This window comes from Nocardioides marmotae, assembly GCF_013177455.1.
Taxonomy (GTDB): Bacteria; Actinomycetota; Actinomycetes; order Propionibacteriales; family Nocardioidaceae; genus Nocardioides; species Nocardioides marmotae.
Genome location: NZ_CP053660.1, coordinates 236,868 through 257,140, shown reverse-complemented (window position 1 = coordinate 257,140; position 20,273 = coordinate 236,868). Strand labels below are relative to the sequence as shown.

Sequence of the window (20,273 nt, the reverse complement as noted above, 5' to 3'; positions counted from 1 at the left end):
TGACCGGGTCAGCAGCGGGTGCCGTCCTCGGGGACGGTGCCGTCGATGAGGTAGTCCTCGACGATCTCGTCGACGCACGCGTTGCCGGCCTGGTAACCGGTGTGCCCGTCGCCGTCGCGGGTGAGCAGCACCGCCGGCTCGAGCTGGTCGGCGAGGGCCTCGGCCCACTCATAGGGGGTGGCGGGGTCGCGGGTCGTGCCGATGACGAGGATCGGCGGGGCGCCCGAGGCATCGACCTCGGGGGTCTCCACGGTCGCCTCCGTGCGCACGCCGATGCAGCCGGCCAGCCCCCAGGCGAAGACCTCGCCGAAGGTCGGCGAGACCTCCTCGAACTCCGCGACCTGGTCGGGGATCTCGTCGGGGTCGACGGCGGTCGGGTCGTCGAGGCAGTTGATCACCGCGATCGCCTCGGAGCTGTTGTCCAGGTACCCGTCCGGGCCGCGGGAGGCGTAGGCATCCGAGAGCTGCAGCAGCGGCGCGCCGTTCCCCTCGAACGCCGCGGCGAGGGCGCGGGTCAGCAGGAACCAGTAGTCGCGGTTGTAGAGCGGCGCGACGATCCCGTAGAAGGCGTTGCCGACCTCCAGCTCCCGGTCGCCCGCGGGGAGCGGCCGGGCGTCGACCTCGTCGAGGAAGTCCTTCAGCCGCTGCAGGCCGGCCTCGACGGAGTCGCCGAGCGGGCAGTCCCCGTTCGCCACGCAGTCCTCCACGTAGGCGCGGATCGCGGTCTCGAAGCCCGCGGCCTGGCCCAGGCTCAGCTCGCGCGAGCTGAGCGAGAGGTCGACCGCGCCGTCGAGCACGAGCCGGCCGGAGCGGTCGGGGAAGAGCTCGGCGTACGTCGCGCCCAGCTTGGTGCCGTACGACGCCCCGAAGTAGGTCAGCCGCGACTCACCCAGGGCCGCGCGCAGCACGTCCATGTCCCGGGCGGCCTCGACGGTGCTGACGTGGTTGGCCAGGTCGCCGGACTCGGCCGCGCAGCCGGCGTTGAAGGCGCGCTGGGCCTGCTCGAGCGCGTCGGCCTCCTCCTGGTCGTCCGGCGCGGGGTCGGCGGCGCGGAAGACGTCGAGCTGCTCGTCGGAGACGCAGTCGACGGGTGTGGAGAACCCGGTGCCGCGGGGGTCGAAGCCGACGATGTCGAAGCGGTCGAGCAGCGGCTGGCCGAAGAGCCCGCCGGCCTGGCTGGCGTACGTCGTGCCGGGCGCGCCCGGCCCGCCGGGGTTGACCACCAGCGAGCCGATCCGCTCCTCGGGCACGCGGGCGGGCACGCGGAGCACGGCGATCTCGATCGTCTCGCCGTCGGGGTCGGCGTAGTCCAGCGGCACGGTGATCCGGGAGCACTCCTGGTCCCCGCAGGCCGCCCACTCCAGCTCCTGGTCGTAGAACGGGGCGAGGGCCGGGCGGGGCGGGTCCTGCGCGCCGGCCTCGGGCGTCGTGGTCGGCGCCGGCACCTCGCGGGCGGCGCCGTCCCCGGAGGAGTCCGAGGACCCGCCGGAGCCCCCGCTGGTCAGGCCGACGATGGCCACGCCGACGCCGCCGAGCACGAGGGCCACGACGACCAGCAGCACGACGATCCGGATGGTTCCCTGCTTCACCGTCGGCTCCCCTGGTCGGGCACGCGCAGCGCCACCATCATCGACTCCAGCGCCAGTGGCACCGGCACGTTGAACTCCAGCATCTGCTCGCGCGCCTCGAAGATCCAGCCGATCCGCCGCAGGTTCAGCTCGGGGCTGGAGGTGCGGACGACCTGCTCGATGTCGGCCCGGATCTCCTCGTTGACCAGCTCGGCCGGGGCGCCGGTGCCGACGGCGACCGCGTCGCGGTAGACCGAGACCAGGTCCATCAGGGCCCGGTCGACCACGTCGAGGTGGCGGCGCTTGGCGCGGCGCTTCTGGTCCTCCTGCAGCGAGCGCAGCGCGGCGGCGTACTCCCGGGCGCGGCGGCCGCGGTCCTCGTAGCCGAAGGCCTGGTCGAGGTCGGCCTTGTCCCGGGCGTCGCGGTCCGCGGTGATCGACTCGGCCTCCTCCTTGGTGACCTCGGCGAGCCTGGTCGCCGCGCTCATGCACCGGCCCAGCGAGGTCAGCGTCGCGGGGATGCCGACGACCTCGCGGCGCCGGCCCCGGGCGCCCTCGTCGGTGGCGATGGCGCGGGCCCGGCCGATGTGGCCCTGGCTGGCGCGGGCGGCGTGGGCCGCCAGCGCGGGGCTGACGCCCTCGGTGCGCTCGAGGAACGCCGCGACGTCCCGGATCGCCGGCGTGGACAGGGTCACCAGCCGGCAGCGGGAGCGGATCGTGGGCAGCACGTCCTCGACGGTCGGCGCGCACAGCAGCCAGACGGTCCGGGCGTTCGGCTCCTCGATCGCCTTGAGCATCGCGTTGCCCGAGGAGTCGTTGAAGCGGTCGGCGTCCTCCACGACGAGGACCTGCCAGCGCTTGCCGACCGGGCTGAGCGCGGCGCGGCGGACGAGCTCGCGCGCCTCGTTCACGCGGAACTGCACCGACTCGGTGCTGACCACGACGACGTCGGCGTGGGACCCGGCGAGGACCGTGCGGCAGGAGTGGCAGGTGCCGCAGCCCGCCTGCTCGCACTGGAGCGCGGCCGCGAAGGCGATGGCGGCGTTGGAGCGGCCCGAGCCCGGCGGGCCGGTGAACAGCCAGGCGTGGCTCATCCCCTGGCCGCGCGCGGCGGTGGCGAGCGCCTCGACCGGCCGGGCCTGCCCGACCAGGGAGTCCCAGACGGTCATCGGCGGGCCTGCCCGAGCAGCGGCTCGACCCGGGCGCGCACGGCCGCGGCGATCTCCTCGACGGGCGCGCGGGCGTCCAGCACCAGGTAGTGGTCGGGGTCGGCGGCAGCCATCGCGACGAACGCCTCGCGGACCCGCCGGTGGAACGCCAGGCCCTCGCCCTCGATCTTGTCCCGCTCGGCGAAGCGGCCCAGCCCCTCCTCCGGCTCGAGGTCGAGCACGACGGTCAGGTGCGGGCGCAGGTCGTCGGTGGCCCAGCGCGAGATCCGCTCGACCATCGCGACGTCGAGGTCGCGGCCGGCGCCCTGGTAGGCCAGCGAGGAGTCGACGTACCGGTCCATCACGACCACCTCGCCGCGGTCCAGCGCGGGCCGCACCAGCCGGGCGACGTGCTCGGCGCGGTCGGCGGCGTAGAGCAGCGCCTCGGTGCGCGGGTCGAGCGCGCCGGTGTCGGGGTCGAGCACGAGGCGGCGCAGCTCGCGGCCGACCTCGGTGTCGCCGGGCTCGAAGGTGAGCACGACGGGGTAGCCCTCCGTCTCCAGCCACGCGCGGAGCCGGCGGGACTGGGTGGACTTGCCCGAGCCCTCGCCACCCTCGAAGCAGACGAGGACGCCGGTCGTTGGGTGCACGGCCCCGAACCTACGTGGGGGCACCGACGCCGGCCAACGCCGGGCGCCTGCCAGACTCCCCCGCCATGACCACCGCGCGCACCGTCCCGGTCACGACCGAGATGGACGGCGACGAGCTCGACGCCGAGGACGCCTGGCACCTCGCGCGGCACCACGGCCTGCGGCGGGTGGCGGTCGACTCCTTCGTGCGCTTCCGGTACGGCGACGGGTTCACCAACAGCCGCGCGCTCGCCCTCCAGGCCTGCCTCGCGGTCGTGCCGTTCCTCCTGGCGCTGACCGGGCTGACCGCCGACCTCGACGAGGAGCGGCTCGCCCAGGTCGTCGCGCTGACCGTCCAGCAGGTCTCCCCCGGCCACGGCGGCGGCGACGCGCTCGCGGGGGCCGTGGCCGGCGGCGACAGCAGCGAGGACGCCGGCGAGGTCGCGCTCGTGCTCGGCCTGCTGGTCTCGCTGGCCTCGATGGCCACCGCGATGGGCCAGGTCGAGCGCGGCACGAACCGCATCTACGGCATCCGCCGCGACCGGCCCGCGCTGGCCAAGTACGGGCGGGCCGCGGTGCTCACCGCGGTGCTCGCGGTGCCGGTGGGGCTCGGGTTCCTGCTGCTGGTCGCCGGCGGGGCGTTCGGGGACGCGATGGTCGAGGTCTACGGCTGGTCCGAGGCCGCCGAGCGGACCTGGGACGTCGCCCGCTGGCCGCTCGGGATCGGACTGCTGGTCGTGACGATCGCGGTCCTGCTCGACCACGCCCCGCGACGCCGCCAGCCGGCGCTGTCCTGGCTCGCCCTCGGCTCGGCCACCGCGGTGGCGGTCAGCCTGCTCGCGGCCGCCGGCCTGGCGGCGTACGTGCGGTTGAGCGGATCCTTCGGCGAGACCTACGGCCCGCTCGCGGGGATCATGGCGCTGCTGCTGTGGTCCTGGCTCAGCGCGACCGGGCTGTTCTACGGCACGGCCGTGTGCGCCCAGCTGGAGGCCTACCGCGCCGGCGAGCCGGAGCCGGCGTACGACGATCCCGGCCGCCCGCACGGGCGGGCGGTCCGGGATCTCTGAGGCTCAGGCCTTCTTGGCGGCGGCCTTCTTCGTGGTCTTCTTGGCTGCCGTCTTCTTCGCGGTGGTCTTCTTGGCCGCGGCCTTCTTGGCGGGCGCCTTCTTCGTGGTCTTCTTCGCGCCCTTCGTGGCCGGGCCGCGCTCGCGCCGCTCGGCGAGCAGCTCCGCCGCGCGCTGGAGGGTGATCGACTCGACCGTGTCCTCCTTGCGGAGGGTGGCGTTGTACTCACCGTCGGTGACGTACTCGCCGAACCGGCCGGACTTCACCACCACCGGCTGCCCGGAGACCGGGTCGTTGCCGAGCTCCTTGAGCGGCGGGGCGGCGGCCGCACGACCGCGCTGCTTGGGCTGGGCGTAGATCCGCAGCGCCTCGTCGAGGGTGATCGTCAGCAGCTGGTCCTCCGAGGCCAGCGACCGGGAGTCGGTGCCCTTCTTCAGGTACGGCCCGTAGCGGCCGTTCTGCGCGGTGATCTCCTCGCCGTCCTCGGCGGTGCCGACCACGCGGGGCAGCGAGAGCAGCTTGACGGCGTCCTCGAGGGAGACCGTGTCCAGCGACATCGACTTGAACAGCGAGCCGGTGCGTGGCTTGGCCGACTTCGGCGCGTCCTCGGGCAGCACCTCGGTGACGTACGGCCCGAACCGGCCGTTCTTCGCCACGACCTCCAGCCCGGTCTCGGGGTGGCGGCCGAGGTGGATCTCCTCGCCGGCGGGGTTGGCGAAGAGCTCCGTGGCCTTCTCCAGGGTCAGCTCGTCCGGCGGCAGGTCGTCGGGCACGTTGGCCCGCTTGCCGGTCGGGTTGCCCTCGTCGTCGGGCCCCTCGAGGTAGGGGCCGTAGCGGCCCACGCGCAGGTGGATGCCGGAGTCCGGCCCGCCGATGGGGAACGTCGCGAGCTCGCGGGCGTCGATGTCGCCGAGGCCGTCGACCAGGCTCTTGAGCCCCTGGACGTCACCGGTGCCGAAGTAGAACTCCGCGAGCTCGGTGGCGCGGTCCTTGCGGCCGGCCGCGATCTCGTCGAGCGCGTCCTCCATCTGAGCGGTGAACTCATAGGAGATCTGCCGCGGGAAGTGCTCCTTCATCAGCCGGATCACCGAGAAGGCCAGCCACGCCGGCACCAACGCGGTGCCCTTCTTGTAGACGTAGCCGCGGTCGATGATCGTCTTGATGATCGAGGCGTACGTCGACGGGCGGCCGATCTCGCGCTCCTCGAGCTCCTTGACCAGCGTGGCCTCGGTGTAGCGCGCGGGCGGCTTGGTCTCGTGGCCGGCGGCGGCGAGCGAGGCCGCCGAGAGCGCGTCGCCCTCGGTGAGCACCGGCAGCCGGGTCTCGACGTCGTCCTTCTGGCCGCCGTCGTCGGTGCCCTCGACGTAGGCCTTGAGGAAGCCGTGGAAGGTGATGGTGCGCCCGCTCGCGGAGAAGACGACGTCCTCGCCGGTCGCGGCGGTGCCGCCGATGCGGACCGAGACCGACTGGCCGGTCGCGTCCTTCATCTGGGAGGCGACGGTGCGCATCCAGATCAGCTCGTAGAGGCGGAACTGCTCGCCGGCCAGGCCGGTCTGGCCGGGGGTGCGGAAGGTGTCGCCCGCGGGGCGGATCGCCTCGTGCGCCTCCTGGGCGTTCTTGACCTTGCCGGCGTAGGTCCGGGGTGCGTCGGGCAGGTACTCCGCGCCGTACAGCTCGCGCACCTGCGAGCGCGCCGCGTCGATCGCGGCCCCCGACAGTGTCGAGGAGTCGGTACGCATGTAGGTGATGAAGCCGTTCTCGTAGAGGCGCTGCGCGACCGACATCGTCACGCTCGCGCTCATGCCGAGCTTGCGGCTGGCCTCCTGCTGCAGCGTCGTGGTCCGGAACGGCGCGTACGGCGAGCGGCGGTATGGCTTGGACTCGACCGAGCGGACCTCGAAGGTGCTCTCCTGCAGCGCCTGCGCGAGCGCCTCGGCGCGGGTGCGGTCGAGATGGACGACCTTCGCGCCGTCCTTGAGGACGCCGTCCTGGGTGAAGTCCGAGCCGCGGGCCACGCGGACCGCGTCGACGGAGTGCAGCTTGGCGGGGAACATCCGCTGGTCGTGCTTGGCGCCGGCGTCGAAGGTCGCGTCGAGGTCCCAGTACGACGCCACGCGGAACCGCATCCGCTCCTGCTCCCGGTCGACGACCAGGCGGGTGGCCACGGACTGCACGCGGCCCGCGGAGAGGCCGGACATGACCTTCTTCCACAGCACCGGGCTGACCTCGTAGCCGTAGAGGCGGTCCAGGATGCGGCGGGCCTCCTGGGCCTCGACGAGGTCCATGTCGAGGTCGCGGGGGTTCTCCGCGGCGGCGAGGATCGCGGGCTCGGTGATCTCGTGGAAGACCATCCGGCGCACCGGGATGCCCTTGGGCTTCAGCTCGTCGAGGAGGTGCCAGGCGATCGCCTCGCCCTCGCGGTCCTCATCGGTGGCGAGGAAGAGCTCGTCGGCGTCCTTGAGCAGCGACTTGAGCTTCTTGACCTGGTCCTTGGAGCGCTTGGGGACCACGTAGTAGGGCTCGAAGCCGTTGTCGACGTCGACGGCCAACCGGCCCCAGGGCTTGTCCTTGATCTTCGCCGGGGTGTCGGCCGCCGACTGAGGAAGGTCACGGATGTGCCCCACGGAGGACTCGACGACGTACCCCTGGCCGAGGTAGCCACCGATCTTCTGGGCCTTCGCCGGGGACTCGACGATCACCAACTTGTGTGCCACGGACCTGTCATTTCCTCACGTTGCTCGTCGTGAGCCGCGCTTCCCGGGGCTCACGGCCGATCACGGTAGCGCGTGTGGTCGACCCCGCCGCTTCCTCGGGGCCGCCGGTGGAAGCAGTCGTGTGCCCTACGACGCGCCCGATCGCGACGTGGGACACACGACCCTCAACGTTTCGGCGCGCCCCGCCGTCAACAGGGAGACAGTGACGTCCAGGACAGACAGCAGGACCGAGAGGGAGACAGACGTGGCAGCAGGCGCAGCGGCCGACGAGCCGGACTTCGCCGACTTCGTGGTCGCGCACCAGGGGGCGCTCCTGCGCCTGGCGCACGCCCTCACCGGCGACCCGCACGACGCGTGGGACCTCGTCCAGGAGACCCTCGCCCGGCTGGGCGAGCGGTGGTCGGACCGGCGGCGGCCCGACGTGCCCGAGGCGTGGGCGCGGACCGTGATGGTCCGGCTCAACATCGACCGGATCCGGCGGCTGCGGCGCGAGCTGCCCGCCCTCGTCGGTGCCGGCGATCGGGGCGAGCGCGCCGACGGGCCCGTGCGCCACGCCGGCGAGGCCGAGGGCTGGCTGGTCGAGGCACTGGCCACGCTGACCCCGCGCCAGCGGACCGCGCTCGCGCTGCGCTACGTCGAGGACCTCGACGTGCGCGGCATCGCCGAGCGGATGGGCTGCTCGGAGGGCACGGTCAAGAGCCAGCTCTCCCGCGGCACCGAGCGGCTGCGCGACCACGCCCGCCACCACCTCCCCACCGTCCCGGGCGCGACCCGACGAGAGGACGCAGTGCGATGAACGAGTCCACCGAGCACGACCCCGCCCGGCACGATCCCACCCTGCACGACGCCTACGACCGGCTCGGCGCCGGCGTGCGCCCGCCCGCCGACGGCCCCGAGCGCGTGCTGCGTCGGATCGCGGTACGCCGCCGGCGACGCCGCGCCGCGGCCGGCGTGGCCGCCCTCGCCCTCGTCGGCGGGGTTGGCGCGGCCGCGGTCACCACCGGCGGCGACCCCGACCGCGTGGTCGACGCCGCGAGCCAGCCGGAGCCGCCGGCCCTGACCACGACGCTCGCCGACGGCACCACCCACACCTTCGAGGGCGTGGAGCTGACCTGCTTCGACGGGCTGCTCACCGCCTATAACGAGCAGGTGGTGACCCGCGACGCCGACGAGGAGTGGAGCGAGCCGGTGCTGTCCGAGCCGTTCCTCTACCTCGAGGTCCGCACCGACGCCGTCGACCTCGGGAAGCCCTACCAGCTCCCGGTCGACGGGCCCGGCGGGTCCGGCACCTACCCGGTGCTGCTGTTCTTCGCGATCGACGACGACGGCGCCGGCCGCCCCAACGAGCTCTCCAGCGCGGAGGGCGAGGCCAGCGGCACCGTCCGCGTCGACGAGGCGACCTGCGGCCCGGAGCCGACCCTCGCCCTCACCGCGGACGTGGTGCTCGGCAGCGAGCTGCAGGGGCGGCCCTCGATGCCCCTCAGGGGCGGGCTGGACCTGCGGTGAGGAAGCCCTCCTCGACCAGCTCGGCCACCACCGGCAGGTAGGTCGAGCGGGTCTCGGCGGGGTCCCGGTCGGTGAGCTGGGCGACGGCGTCGAGGATCTGCCCGACGCTCAGCTCGCCGTCGCAGGCGCCGACGAGGGCGGCCTCCACGGTGTCGGCGCGGCGGGCGCGGCGGAAGCCGCGCTGCTGGCGCAGCACGATCGTCTCGGGGTCCTCGGCGCCCACGGGGCCCACGGTCTCCTGCCGGACGTCCTCGCGGGTGCGGAGCACCGCCTCGGGGCCGACCGGCACCGTGCCCGTCCCGCCCCAGGCCGCGATGGCCGGGCCGATCGGCTGCTCGACGTCGTACGGCCAGTCCAAGAAGGTGCGCCGGCTCGCGCCCGGGCCCACCTTGTGCAGGTTGATCCAGCCGAAGCCGATCGCCTCGATGCCCTGCTCCTCGAACCACGAGAGCCAGGTGTCGTAGCGCACGAGGTAGTCCGGCGCGCCGTGCTGGCCGGCGTCCTTGAGCCACAGCTCGACGTACGCCGCCGGGTCGAGCAGCTCGCGCTGCACGACGAGCGCGTCGCAGTCCTCGGCGAGCCACGGGGCGAGCCGCTCGTCCCAGGGGCAGCCCTCGACGACGGCCCAGTTCGCGAGCACCTGGCACCAACCGCCGTCGGCGAGGTGAGTCGGGGCGGCGCGGACGATGTCCTCCACGACGCGGTCGCCCGGCAGCCCGGAGTCGCGGTAGACCAGCCGCTCGCCGGTGGCCGGGGAGATCACGAACGGCGGGTTGGTGGCGATCAGGTCGAACAGCTCGCCGGCGACCGGCTCGAAGTAGGACCCGTCGCGCACGTCGATGCGGTCCGCGACCCCGTTGAGCGCGGCGTTGAAGCGGGTCGCCCACAGCGCGCGGCGGTTGACGTCGGTGGCCACGACCCGGTCGACGTGGGTGGCGAGGTGGAGCGCCTGGACGCCGCAGCCGGTGCCGAGGTCGAGCGCCCGGCCGACCGGCTCGCGCATGGTCAACTGCGCCAGCGAGGTCGAGGCCGAGCTGATGCCGAGAACGTGGTCGGGGCCGACGAGCTGCGGCCCGCCGTCGAGGCCCGGGGTGAGGTCGCTGACCACCCACAGGTCGCGGCCGTCGGCGGCGTACGGCCGGATGTCGAGGCGCGCGGCCACCTCGCCCACCATCTGGTCGAGCAGCCCCTCGACGGCGAGCCGGTCGACGAGGTCGGGCAGCGCGCGCTCGGCCGCCGACAGCTCGACCGGGGCCTGGAGGAGGAACAGCCGGACCAGCGTCTCCAGCGGCGAACCGCCCTGGGTGCGGCGCAGGCCGGGGGTCGTCTCGTTGCGGCCGAGGGCGGCGTGGGCCTCGGGGCCGAGCAGCTCGGCGACGGCGTCGTAGGTGAACCCCGCGACGGTCAGTGCGCCGCGCAGACGGGCCGGCAGGTCGGACTCGGAGGTGCTCACCGACGGGAGCCTAGGCCCTCGCGAACCACATCCGACCGCCCGGACGGGTCAGTCGATCGGGTGGATCGGACGACGCCCATGGCCCGAACGGGCTAGGCCGATCGGTCCGTCTGGAATCAAAGAGACCACCTACCGGCGCGCCTCGCCCCTAGGTTCCCCGCGAGACCCACGACACCTGCGGCGCGCGGCGCGCCGCGCACCCCCACGTCCGGGCCTTCGCGCCCGGACGTCCGAACGGGAGGAACCCCCCGCATGCCCGCGCACCACCGCGCCCTGAGCGCGCTCGCCACCACCGCCCTGCTGTCCTCCGGCCTCGCCCTGGGCACCGCCGCCTCCGCCGGCGCCGCACCGGCCACGCCGGCCCCCGCCGCCGTGGCGACCTCGAGCGACGGGATCCTCGACCCCCTCGTGGACATCGTCCGGGGACTGCTCGGCGGGCTCGAGATCGTCCCGGGCGTCGGCAACGTGCTCAAGGTGACCAAGCCCGTCCTCGACCCGCTCCTCGGGCTGATCAGCCTCGACATCGAGTGGCTGTGCAACGGTGAGGTCATCCCCGGGACCAAGAACCTGTGGGACTTCGCGCCGGGCGAGGCCCAGGCCGGATGCCTGGTCGCCGCCCGCATCGTCACCACCGTCCTCGGCACGCCGCTCGAGCGGATCACCAGCGCGGTCCAGATCCCCGGGCTTCCCGGGGCGGTGAAGACGCCCGTCGAGACGAAGGCCGTCGCGATCCCCGCGACCGCGAAGGTCGGGGCCGCGCTGACCGCCACGCCGCCGGTGTGGGACGAGAACGCGACCGACGTCGTCACCACCTACCAGTGGCTGCGGGCGGGCACGGCCATCGCCGGCGCCACCGCAGCGACGTACGTCCCGACCGTCGAGGACCTCGGCAAGGCCCTCTCCGTGCGCGCGACCGGCACCCGCGACAAGGCGCCGGAGCCGGCCGTCTCGACGAGCACCGCGGTCACCGTCCAGCAGGGCGACGCCCCCACCGCGAGCGCGCAGCCCGCGATCACCGGCACGCCCCAGGTCGGCCAGACCCTCACCGTCGGCGCGCCGACCTGGTCGGGCACGGGTCCGATCACCACCACCTACCAGTGGCTGCGCGACGGCCAGCCGATCGCCGGCGCCACCGCCGCGACGTACGTCGTGACCGACGCCGACGCCGGCACCGCGCTGTCGGTCAAGGTGACCGGCACCCGCACCGGGTACGCCGCCGGCACGGCCACCACCGCGCCGGTCGCGGTCGGCGCACCCGAGCCGATCAGCGCCGTCGCGCCGCCCGCCATCTCCGGCCAGGCCGTCGTGGGCCGGACCCTGACCGCCACCCCCGGCACGTGGAGCGCCCCCGACGCGACCTTCACCTATGTGTGGCGCCGCGACGGCATCACCATCCCGGGCGCGACCTCGCCGACGTACGTCGCCCAGGTCGCCGACATCGGCCGGACGCTGACCGTCGTGGTGACCGCGACCGCCCCCGGCTTCACCGAGTCCTCGGAGACCTCGCGCGCCGTCACGATCGCCCGGCTCTCCTCGACGACCACCGCCCGGCTGGTCAAGGCGAAGGTCCGCAAGGGCACGAAGGCGAAGCTGCGGATCGCGCTGCGGGCCGCCGGCGCCACCCAGACCGGCCAGGTGCGGATCCACGCCGGCGGGCGCCTGCTCCGCACCATCTCGGTCGCCGGCAACCGCACCGTCAAGCTGCCCAGGCTCGGCGTCGGCAAGCACCGCATCAAGGTCAGCTACGTCGGGTCGCGGACGACCGCCCCGTCGACCTCGACCGTGCTGGTGCTCACGGTGCTCAAGAAGAAGAAGTGACCTCGACCGGTCCAGACCACCAGGGGTGCGCGGCTGATCCGCGTGTCCTGCGTCACTCCCCGCCGTACCGTCACCGGCGGGAAGCATCGATCCGGCGCCCCCTCAGGGGCCGCCGCCATGGGAGGGATACATGCCGTCGTACAAGCGCGCCCTGAGCGCCGTCGCCACCGCATCACTGATCAGCACCGGGCTGGTGGCGGGCTCCGCCATCGCCCCGGCGCACGCCGCGCCTGCGGCACCGTCCGCCGCGAAGCTGCCGATCCCTGGCCTGCCGGAGCTCCCGGGTCTGCCTGGTCTGCCGGGCCTGCCGGAGCTCCCGGGTCTGCCCGGGCTGCCGTCGCCGAGCACGCCGCCGGCGCTCTCGCTGGAGACCATCCCGGGGCTCGGTGAGGTCCTCAAGCTGACCAAGCCGCTCTTCGCGATGCTGCCGATCGACCTGCAGAAGCTGCTGTCCTTCGACGTCTCCTGGCTCTGCGACGGCTCGCTCATCACGCTGCCCGCGGGCGCCGACCCGTGGCAGTTCGTGCCGACCGAGGCCCAGCAGGGCTGCCAGGTCGCGGCGAAGGTCACCACGACCGTCCTCGGGTTCCTGCCGCTGGAGATGATCACCTCGGCGATCCAGCTGCCCGGCGCCGAGGCGTCCGCGCCGAAGGTGAAGACCGCGGCGACCGTCACCGGCGTGGCCAAGGTCGGCCAGGTGCTCACCGGCACCGCCCCGACCTGGGAGGACAGCGGCGTCACGACCACCTACCAGTGGCTGCGCTCCGGCGTCCCGATCCCGGGCGCCACCACCGAGACCTACACCGTCGCTCCCGAGGACGGCCAGAAGGCGCTGACCTTCCGGGCCACCGGCACCAAGGGCGAGCTCTCGACGGTCTCCACCGCCGAGGTCACCCCCGCCCTCGGCGACGCGCCGACCGCGATCGGCGCCCCCACCCTCGGCGGCGCGGCGGTGGTCGGCCGCACCCTGTCGGTCAACCCCGGCACCTGGAGCGGCACCGGCACCGTGCAGTTCGCCTACCAGTGGATGCGCGGCAGCGAGGAGATCTTCGGTGAGACCGGCTCGACGTACGTCGTGCGCGGCGCCGACGCCGGCCAGCAGGTCTGGGCGGCCGTCGCGGCCACCCGGGTCGGCTACGAGCCGGGCCGGGCCAGCACCGACCCGGTGCAGGTCGCCAAGGTCGGCACCACCGTCACCGTCGGACTGGCCAAGAAGAAGGTCGCCAAGGGCGCCAAGGGCGTCCTGAAGATCCGCCTCGGCGCCGACGGCCTCACCCCGGCCGGCACCGTCACCGTGCTGAACCGCGGCAAGGCGATCAAGAAGTACGTCGTCCGCGCCTCCGACAACGGCCGGAAGTCGGTCACCCTGCCCAAGCTGAAGCCGGGCAAGCACAAGCTGCGCGCGGTGTACGCCGGCAGCAGCACCACCGCCGGCTCCCGCTCCGCCGTGGTCGTGCTGACGGTGCTGAAGAAGAAGTAGGACCCAGCACCACACGAGAGCCCCCGACGCGGTCGCGTCGGGGGCTCTCGTGCGTGGTGCCCAGATGTGTCCGGCAAGGTGTGTGCTCGGCCGGTTGTCTCCGACTAGGGCGTCGGCGACTGGTAGGGCCGCGTCGGGTGGTCGTCGAGCACCGGACCACCGGCCGGATCGCCGACCGGGTCGCCGACCGGGCCGACGGCCGGGTCGGTGGCGCCGGTCGGCGGGGCGGGCGGCGCCGGGGGCGGGGCCGGGTTGCCGTCGTCGTCCCCGATGACGACCGAGCGGCGCTTGGAGACGACCACCGCGGCCGCGATGCCCGCCGCCGCGACGAGCGCGATGACGATCGACAGCGGCCGGTTGGCGTCCTCGCCCAGGGTGAGCGAGACGACCGCGCCGACGATGAGCAGCGAGACCAGGTTCATCACCTTGATCAGCGGGTTGATCGCGGGGCCCGCGGTGTCCTTGAACGGGTCGCCGACCGTGTCGCCGATGATCGTCGCCTCGTGGGCCGGGGACCCCTTGCCGCCGTGGTGGCCGTCCTCGACCAGCTTCTTGGCGTTGTCCCACGCCCCGCCGGCGTTCGCGAGGAACACCGCCATCAGCGTGCCCGCGCCGATCGCGCCGGCGAGGAAGCCGGCCAGCGGGCCCACCCCGAGCCCGAACCCGACCGCGATCGGGGCGAGGATCGCCAGGATGCCGGGCGTGGCCAGCTCGCGCAGCGACTCGCGGGTGACGATGTCGACGACCTTGCCGTACTCCGGCCGGCCGGTGCCCTCCATGATCCCGGGGATCTCGCGGAACTGGCGGCGCACCTCGTAGACGACGGCGCCGGCGGCCCGGCCGACCGCGCTGATCGCGAGGCCGGAGAAGAGGAAGACCACCGCGACGCCGATGAGCAGGCCGACGAGCACGTCGGGGCTGAAGACGAAGAAGCTCAGGCTGTCGTCCTCGCTGCCCTCGATCTCGAGCAGCTTGTCGATCGCGGTGCCGATGTAGGAGCCGAACAGCGCGCTCGCCGCCAGCACGGCGGTCGCGATCGCGATGCCCTTGGTGATCGCCTTGGTGGTGTTGCCGACCGCGTCGAGCTCGGTGAGGATCTGCGCGCCCTCCGGGCCCACGTCGCCGGACATCTCCGCGATGCCCTGGGCGTTGTCCGAGACCGGCCCGAAGGTGTCCATCGCGACGATGACGCCGACCGTGGTCAGCAGCCCGCATCCGGCGAGCGCCACCGCGAACAGGGCGATCGAGAGCGACCCGCCGCCGAGGAGGAACGCCCCGAAGACGGCGGCGCCGATGACCAGCGTCGTGTAGACCGCCGACTCGAAGCCGACCGCGAGGCCGGAGAGGATCACGGTGGCCGGCCCGGTGAGGGAGGTGCTGCCGACGTCCTTGACCGGCTTGAACTCGGTGCCGGTGAAGTACCCGGTCAGCGCGAGGATCGCGGCCGCGAGCACCACGCCGATGACGACCGCGAGGGCGGCGATCAGCGCGGGGTTGCCGTCGGCGGCGTCGTACCCGAAGGCGAGGTCGAGCGGGCTGCCGCCCGGCGGGATGCCGGTGAGGTCGTCGAAGCTGGTCGGCAGGTAGACGAAGGACAGCACGATGCAGGCCAGCGCCGCGACGCCGGCGGAGATGTAGAAGGCGCGGTTGATGGTGGTCAGGCCGTTCTCACCCACGCGGGGCTTGCACAGGTAGACACCGGCCACCGCGGTGAGCGCGCCGATCGCCGGGACGAGCAGCGGGAAGACCAGGCCCTTGTCGCCGAAGGCCTGCGAGCCGAGGATCAGCGCGGCGACCAGGGTGACGGCGTAGGACTCGAAGAGGTCGGCGGCCATGCCGGCGCAGTCGCCGACGTTGTCACCGACGTTGTCGGCGATGGTCGCGGCGTTGCGCGGGTCGTCCTCGGGGATGTTGTTCTCCACCTTGCCGACCAGGTCGGCCCCGACGTCCGCGGCCTTGGTGAAGATGCCGCCGCCGACGCGCATGAACATCGCCAGCAGGGCGGCCCCGAAGCCGAAGCCCTCGAGGACGTCGGGGGCCTCGTCCTGGAAGAACAGCACGACGGTGCTCGCGCCGAGCAGGCCGAGGCCGACCGTGGCCATGCCGACGGCCGCGCCGGTGCGGAACCCGATGTTCATCGCCGGCTCGCGGCCGGTGTTCTCCGCCGCGGCGGCGACGCGCAGGTTCGCGCGGACCGCGAGCGACATGCCCAGGTAGCCGATGGCCGCGGAGAAGCCCGCGCCCACCAGGAAGAAGACCGATCGGAAGACCCGGACGAGCGCGTCGTCGGCGGGCAGGACCAGGAGCAGGAAGAACGCCACCACGGCGAAGACCGCCAGCGTGCGGAACTGGCGCTGGAGGTAGGCGTTGGCCCCCTCCTGGACCGCCGTGGCGATCACCTTCATGCTCGGCGAGCCCTCGGGGGCGGCGAGGACCTCCTGGCGGAACATCACCGCCATCGCGAGCGCGCCGAGCGCGATGAGTGCGACGACGAGGACGAGGACGAGGTTCCCCCCTTCCACCGCGACGGCGGGATGGATCCCGGTCATGCGCTACCTCCTGAGGTGAGGGATGCGATCACGCCGGCAGCGGCGTCGACGTGATCCAGGTCACGATCGAGCGGGAGTCTACGCACGCCGCGGCGCCCCGGGGCGCGACGACGGGGCCCGAATCACCCGGCGCGTCGCGGGCCGCGGCACGGCGCGGCCGGGCGGGGACGGGCGGGGACGGGCCGGGACGCACGACGGCCGCGTCCCCGAGGGGCGCGGCCGGGCGGTGGAGCGGGTGAGACGCGTGGTGCTCGTGGTGCGGGTCGGAGACCTCAGCTGCCCGCGAGCGCGGCGTCCGCGGAGTCGTGGATGACGAAGACCTTCGCCAGGCCGGTGATCCGGAAGATCTTCAGCAGGCGGTCCTGGGTGCAGACCAGCTGCAGCGAGCCGTCGTGCGCGCGGACCTTCTTCAGGCCGCCGACGAGCACGCCGAGCCCGGTGGAGTCGAGGAACTCCACGGCCTCCATGTCGATGATGAGGTCGTAGACGCCATCGGCGACCAGCTCGGTGATCTTGTCGCGCAGCTTGGGAGCCGTGTACACGTCGATCTCGCCACCGACGGCAACGATGGTCGTCCCATCGACGTCGCGCGTCGCAAGAGTCAGGTCCACGTTCTCTCCCTGGAGACTGTCCGGTCGTTGGGCGACTGTACGGGGTTCCTATCCCCTCCCCGACACTCGGCCCGCACTATCAAACCACGGCCGACCGGGGCGGTGCACAAAGTCAGTAAAGAAGGCTCCTGTCCCCGGCCCCTGAGACACTGGCGTGGTGACCTCGACCGCTGCGCACCGGCCCGCGATGGCCGACCTGGTCGACCGGCTCGCCTCGGTCCCGGGCCGGGAGGGCCGGCTGACCCACCTCGAGGTCCTGCCCCCGCGCGCGGCCGTGACCGCCGACTGGCCGGCCTGGGCCGACCCCGCGGTCGTCGAGGCGTTCGGGGCCCGCGGCGTGGCGCTGCCCTGGCGCCACCAGGCCGTCGCCGCCGACGCCGCGCACGCCGGGCAGCACGTCGTGCTCGCCACCGGCACGGCCTCGGGCAAGTCGCTGGCCTACCAGCTCCCGGCCCTCACCGACGTCCTCGCCGGTCGCGGCCGGCGCGGGCAGCGCGGCGCGACCGTGCTCTACCTCGCCCCGACCAAGGCCCTGGCGCAGGACCAGCTCGCCGGCGTCACCGAGCTCGGGCTCGGGGTCCGCGCCACGACCCACGACGGCGACAGCGGCCGCGACCAGCGCGACTGGGCGCGCGACCACGCCGAGTACGTCCTGACCAACCCCGACATGCTGCACCGCTCGCTGCTCCCCGGGCACCAGCGCTGGGCGCAGTTCCTCGGCTCGCTGCGCTACGTCGTGGTCGACGAGTGCCACCACTACCGCGGGGTCTTCGGCGCCCACGTCGCCCACGTGCTGCGGCGGCTGCGGCGGGTGTGCGCGTCGTACGGCGCGTCGCCGACGTTCGTGCTCGCCTCGGCCACCGTCGCCGACCCCGAGGTCGCGGCCGGGCGGCTCACGGGGCTCGACGTGCTGGCGGTGACCGGCGACGCCTCGCCCCGCGGCCAGGTCTCCCTGGCGCTGTGGGAGCCGCCGTTCACCTCCTACACCGGCGAGAACGGCGCCCCGGTGCGTCGGGCGGCCTCCTCCGAGACCGCCGACCTGCTCGCCGACCTCGTCGCCGAGGACGTCCGCACGCTGGCCTTCATCCGCTCCCGGCGCGGCGCCGAGCAGGTGGCGATGACCGCCGCCGAGCTGCTCGCCGACGTCGACCCCTCGCTGCCCGGGCGGGTCGCGTCGTACCGCGGCGGCTACCTGCCCGAGGAGCGGCGCGCCCTCGAGCAGGCGCTGCGGCGCGGCGAGATCACCGGGATGGCGGCGACCAACGCGCTCGAGCTCGGCATCGACATCAGCGGCCTCGACGCCGTGCTGATGGCCGGCTTCCCCGGCACCCGCGCCGCGCTGTGGCAACAGGTCGGCCGGGCCGGCCGCGGCGCGCAGGACGCTCTCGGCGTGCTCGTCGCCCGCGACGACCCGCTGGACACCTACCTCGTCCACCACCCCGAGACCCTGCTCGGCCGACCGGTCGAGGCGACCGTCTTCGACCCGGGCAACCCCTACGTCCTCGGCCCGCACCTGTGCGCGGCCGCGCAGGAGATCCCGCTCGCCGCCGACGAGCTGGACCTCTTCGGCCCGACCGCGCCCGCGGTGGTCGACCAGCTGACGGCGGCCGGGCTGCTGCGCAAGCGCCCCCGCGGCTGGTTCTGGACCGACCGGCGCCGGGCCGCCGACCTGGCCGACATCCGCTCCGCCGGCGGGCGCCCGGTGCAGCTGGTCGAGGGCGGGACCGGCCGGGTCGTCGGCACGGTCGATGCCTCCAGCGCCCACGGCACCGCCCACGCCGGCGCCGTCTACGTCCACCGCGGCGAGACCTACCTCGTCTCCGCCCTCGACCTCGACGAGCACGTCGCGGTGATCGACCGCACCGACGTCGACTACTCCACCTCCGCGCGCGAGGTCACCGACATCACCATCGTGGCCGAGCGCGAGGCCCAGCGCTGGGGCGACTGCCGGCTCGCGCTCGGTGACGTGGACGTCTCCCACCAGGTCGTCTCCTACCTCAAGCGGCGCCAGCCCAGCGGCGAGGTGGTCAGCGAGGAGCCGCTCGACCTGCCCGCCCGCTCGCTGCGCACGACCGCCGTGTGGTGGACCGTCCCTGAGCACGCCCTGGTCGAGGCCGGTCTCGACAAGCGCGACCTGCCCGGCGCGGCCCACGCCGCCGAGCACTGCTCGATCGGGCTGCTCCCGCTCTTCGCCACCTGCGACCGCTGGGACATCGGCGGCGTCTCGACCGCCCTGCACGCCGACACCGGCATGCTCACCGTCTTCGTCCACGACGGCCACCCCGGCGGTGCCGGCTTCGCCGAGCGCGGGTTCGCCGCCGCCCGGGAGTGGCTGGGCGCCACCCGCGACGCCATCCGCTCCTGCGCCTGCGACGAGGGCTGCCCCTCCTGCATCCAGTCGCCCAAGTGCGGCAACCAGAACAACCCGCTCGACAAGCACGGCGCCGCCGCCCTGCTCGACGTGCTGCTCGGCGACGGCTGAGCCCGGGGCCGCTCCGGCGCGGCCGGGTGCTCCCCGGGGCGGCTGTCCATCAAGGTATGCAGCCGAACCGACACTCTCCAGCGTGGCCATCCGGGCAGCTCGGACAGGCCCGCCGAGCCGAGCCGAGCCGAGCCGAGCCCGAGCCGAGCCGAACCGGGGACCGGCCGCGGCCCTCAGGCGGGGCCGGCTCGGGCGTCGGCGGCGAGGTCGGCGACCTGGCCGAGCCAGCGCGGGCCGGGGGCCTCGGCGCGCACGCGGACCTCGCGTCCCTCGACGGTGCAGGTGAGCAGTACGGCGCCGTTGCGGCCGGCGATCGCGGCTGCCGCGGCGCACGGGTCGCCCCGTCCGGGAGCGGCGACGGTCGCGGCGCCGGCCAGGGCGGCCAGGTCGGCCGCGGACTGGGCCGTGCGGTGGGCGCCGACCATCGCGGCGACGACACCGAGCGCGGAGCCCACGAGCAGCAGGAGCGCCAGGCAGCCGACCGCGAAGAGGGTGACCGACCCTCGCTCGTCCACCGCCGGCCCCCATCGCGGCCGGGTCACGGCCGGCTCACGGGAGGGCCGCCTCGTCCAGCGCGTGGGCGGTGGCGTGCACCGTGATCGCCGGCATGAAGTCGAACAACCCGCCGGGGCCGTCGACCTCCCCGGTCGCCTCGGCCATGACCTCGCCACCGGAGCGGCGCAGCACGACCCGGCCGCCGGGCGGCGCGACCCGCTCCCCACGGGCGACGGCCGCGGCGGCGTCGTCGCCCCGCGCGGCGGCCCGCGCGGTCTCCCGGGCGGCGTCGACCACCCGCAGCTGGGCCGCACCGACCGCGAGCAGCCAGACCAGCCCGGCGGTCACGGCGACGAGGGCCGGCAGCACGAGCGCGAGCTCGGCGGTCGCCATCCCCCGGTCGTCGCGTCGGCGGGTCCGGGTCCGGGTCCCCAGACCACGCCCGCGGCCGGTGCGGCGGCTCATCCGATGCCCAGCAGGCCCAGGACGTGGTCGAACAGGGTCTTCAGCAGCTCGTTGCCGAAGCCGCCGCTGAGCATCTTGTAGAGCAGGCCGGCGAGGCCGGCGCCGGCAGCCGTGCCGACGGCGTACTCGGCGGTCGTGATGCCGTCCTCACGACGGGTCGGCCGGGCCGGACGAGGCAGCCGGCTTCCAGTGCGGCGGCGGGTGCTCGGGAGGGACATGCGTGCTCCTTCGGGACGGGCCACGGTCGTGGCCGGGTGGGACGAGCGTGCGGCGCGGCACGCCCGCCCGCC

Annotated in this window: 16 protein-coding genes; 6 read left to right on the top strand and 10 right to left on the bottom strand. The window is 74.2% G+C overall.

The genetic code is table 11. The annotated features are described in order from the left end of the window. Nucleotides 1-8 precede the first annotated feature (8 nt). The 3 genes from HPC71_RS01215 to tmk are packed head-to-tail and all read right to left on the bottom strand — an operon-like array spanning nucleotide 9 to nucleotide 3,366. Nucleotides 9-1,589, bottom strand: a complete 1,581-nt coding sequence (locus HPC71_RS01215; protein WP_253943852.1) for an alpha/beta hydrolase — start codon at nucleotides 1,587-1,589, stop codon at nucleotides 9-11. Further along, nucleotides 1,586-2,737 carry a DNA polymerase III subunit delta' gene (locus tag HPC71_RS01210; protein WP_154612773.1) on the bottom strand — a complete coding sequence of 384 codons (1,152 nt, stop codon included), beginning with the start codon at nucleotides 2,735-2,737 and terminating at the stop codon, nucleotides 1,586-1,588. The genes HPC71_RS01215 and HPC71_RS01210 overlap by 4 nt, the downstream gene beginning before the upstream one ends. Then, entirely contained in the window at nucleotides 2,734-3,366 is a 633-nt protein-coding gene (tmk, locus tag HPC71_RS01205) for a dTMP kinase (protein ID WP_253943851.1), read from the bottom strand. The genes HPC71_RS01210 and tmk overlap by 4 nt, the downstream gene beginning before the upstream one ends. A gap of 65 nt (nucleotides 3,367-3,431) precedes the next feature. Between tmk and HPC71_RS01200 the strand changes: the two genes are divergently transcribed. Then, entirely contained in the window at nucleotides 3,432-4,412 is a 981-nt protein-coding gene (locus tag HPC71_RS01200) for a YihY/virulence factor BrkB family protein (RefSeq protein ID WP_154612768.1), read from the top strand. A 3-nt stretch (nucleotides 4,413-4,415) separates the two neighbouring features. Here HPC71_RS01200 and topA read toward each other — a convergent pair whose 3' ends face one another. Then, the gene (topA, locus tag HPC71_RS01195) at nucleotides 4,416-7,124 is read right to left on the bottom strand and encodes a type I DNA topoisomerase (RefSeq protein WP_171895973.1); all 2,709 of its coding nucleotides are present in this window, start codon (nucleotides 7,122-7,124) and stop codon (nucleotides 4,416-4,418) included. A gap of 244 nt (nucleotides 7,125-7,368) precedes the next feature. Between topA and HPC71_RS01190 the strand changes: the two genes are divergently transcribed. Both HPC71_RS01190 and HPC71_RS01185 read left to right on the top strand, forming a co-directional pair. Continuing rightward, complete coding sequence (locus tag HPC71_RS01190) at nucleotides 7,369-7,920, top strand: RNA polymerase sigma factor (RefSeq protein WP_171895972.1); 552 nt, start codon at nucleotides 7,369-7,371, stop codon at nucleotides 7,918-7,920. Then, entirely contained in the window at nucleotides 7,917-8,630 is a 714-nt protein-coding gene (locus HPC71_RS01185; RefSeq protein WP_154613380.1) for a hypothetical protein, read from the top strand. Before HPC71_RS01190 ends, HPC71_RS01185 begins: the two co-directional genes overlap by 4 nt. On the opposite strand, the gene HPC71_RS01180 is transcribed toward HPC71_RS01185, so the two are convergent. Then, nucleotides 8,605-10,083: a N5-glutamine methyltransferase family protein gene (locus tag HPC71_RS01180; RefSeq protein ID WP_171895971.1), complete on the bottom strand. Its 1,479-nt coding sequence runs from the start codon at nucleotides 10,081-10,083 to the stop codon at nucleotides 8,605-8,607. The genes HPC71_RS01185 and HPC71_RS01180 overlap by 26 nt on opposite strands. 252 nt (nucleotides 10,084-10,335) lie before the next feature. Between HPC71_RS01180 and HPC71_RS01175 the strand changes: the two genes are divergently transcribed. After that, entirely contained in the window at nucleotides 10,336-11,901 is a 1,566-nt protein-coding gene (locus tag HPC71_RS01175) for an Ig-like domain repeat protein (RefSeq protein WP_154613379.1), read from the top strand. Between the two features lie 130 nt (nucleotides 11,902-12,031). Continuing rightward, a complete protein-coding gene (locus tag HPC71_RS01170) occupies nucleotides 12,032-13,381 on the top strand; it encodes an Ig-like domain repeat protein (protein ID WP_154613378.1) in 1,350 nt (449 codons plus the stop codon). A 104-nt stretch (nucleotides 13,382-13,485) separates the two neighbouring features. On the opposite strand, the gene HPC71_RS01165 is transcribed toward HPC71_RS01170, so the two are convergent. Beyond that, complete coding sequence (locus HPC71_RS01165) at nucleotides 13,486-15,930, bottom strand: sodium-translocating pyrophosphatase (protein ID WP_154612761.1); 2,445 nt, start codon at nucleotides 15,928-15,930, stop codon at nucleotides 13,486-13,488. Between the two features lie 272 nt (nucleotides 15,931-16,202). Then, the gene (locus HPC71_RS01160; RefSeq protein WP_171895970.1) at nucleotides 16,203-16,541 is read right to left on the bottom strand and encodes an anti-sigma factor antagonist; all 339 of its coding nucleotides are present in this window, start codon (nucleotides 16,539-16,541) and stop codon (nucleotides 16,203-16,205) included. A gap of 187 nt (nucleotides 16,542-16,728) precedes the next feature. Between HPC71_RS01160 and HPC71_RS01155 the strand changes: the two genes are divergently transcribed. Then, on the top strand, nucleotides 16,729-19,023 hold the full coding sequence (locus HPC71_RS01155) for a DEAD/DEAH box helicase (protein ID WP_154613395.1): 2,295 nt from the start codon (nucleotides 16,729-16,731) through the stop codon (nucleotides 19,021-19,023). A gap of 173 nt (nucleotides 19,024-19,196) precedes the next feature. Here HPC71_RS01155 and HPC71_RS01150 read toward each other — a convergent pair whose 3' ends face one another. The 3 genes from HPC71_RS01150 to HPC71_RS01140 form a co-directional block, all read right to left on the bottom strand. Beyond that, nucleotides 19,197-19,538 carry an Rv3654c family TadE-like protein gene (locus tag HPC71_RS01150; RefSeq protein WP_187811057.1) on the bottom strand — a complete coding sequence of 114 codons (342 nt, stop codon included), beginning with the start codon at nucleotides 19,536-19,538 and terminating at the stop codon, nucleotides 19,197-19,199. A 34-nt stretch (nucleotides 19,539-19,572) separates the two neighbouring features. Then, nucleotides 19,573-19,911: a TadE family type IV pilus minor pilin gene (locus tag HPC71_RS01145; protein ID WP_171895968.1), complete on the bottom strand. Its 339-nt coding sequence runs from the start codon at nucleotides 19,909-19,911 to the stop codon at nucleotides 19,573-19,575. 68 nt (nucleotides 19,912-19,979) lie between these two features. Beyond that, nucleotides 19,980-20,201, bottom strand: a complete 222-nt coding sequence (locus HPC71_RS01140) for a DUF4244 domain-containing protein (RefSeq protein ID WP_154613376.1) — start codon at nucleotides 20,199-20,201, stop codon at nucleotides 19,980-19,982. Nucleotides 20,202-20,273 lie beyond the last annotated feature (72 nt).

What these genes read in the sequence shown, in the direction of transcription:
- HPC71_RS01210 (WP_154612773.1), bottom strand. Translation starts at nt 2,737, where the DNA reads ATGACCGTCTGGGACTCCCTGGTCGGGCAGGCCCGGCCGGTCGAGGCG.
- HPC71_RS01200 (WP_154612768.1), top strand. Translation starts at nt 3,432, where the DNA reads ATGACCACCGCGCGCACCGTCCCGGTCACGACCGAGATGGACGGCGAC.
- HPC71_RS01185 (WP_154613380.1), top strand. Translation starts at nt 7,917, where the DNA reads ATGAACGAGTCCACCGAGCACGACCCCGCCCGGCACGATCCCACCCTG.
- HPC71_RS01175 (WP_154613379.1), top strand. Translation starts at nt 10,336, where the DNA reads ATGCCCGCGCACCACCGCGCCCTGAGCGCGCTCGCCACCACCGCCCTG.
- HPC71_RS01170 (WP_154613378.1), top strand. Translation starts at nt 12,032, where the DNA reads ATGCCGTCGTACAAGCGCGCCCTGAGCGCCGTCGCCACCGCATCACTG.
- HPC71_RS01165 (WP_154612761.1), bottom strand. Translation starts at nt 15,930, where the DNA reads ATGACCGGGATCCATCCCGCCGTCGCGGTGGAAGGGGGGAACCTCGTC.
- HPC71_RS01155 (WP_154613395.1), top strand. Translation starts at nt 16,729, where the DNA reads ATGGCCGACCTGGTCGACCGGCTCGCCTCGGTCCCGGGCCGGGAGGGC.
- HPC71_RS01145 (WP_171895968.1), bottom strand. Translation starts at nt 19,911, where the DNA reads ATGGCGACCGCCGAGCTCGCGCTCGTGCTGCCGGCCCTCGTCGCCGTG.
- HPC71_RS01140 (WP_154613376.1), bottom strand. Translation starts at nt 20,201, where the DNA reads ATGTCCCTCCCGAGCACCCGCCGCCGCACTGGAAGCCGGCTGCCTCGT.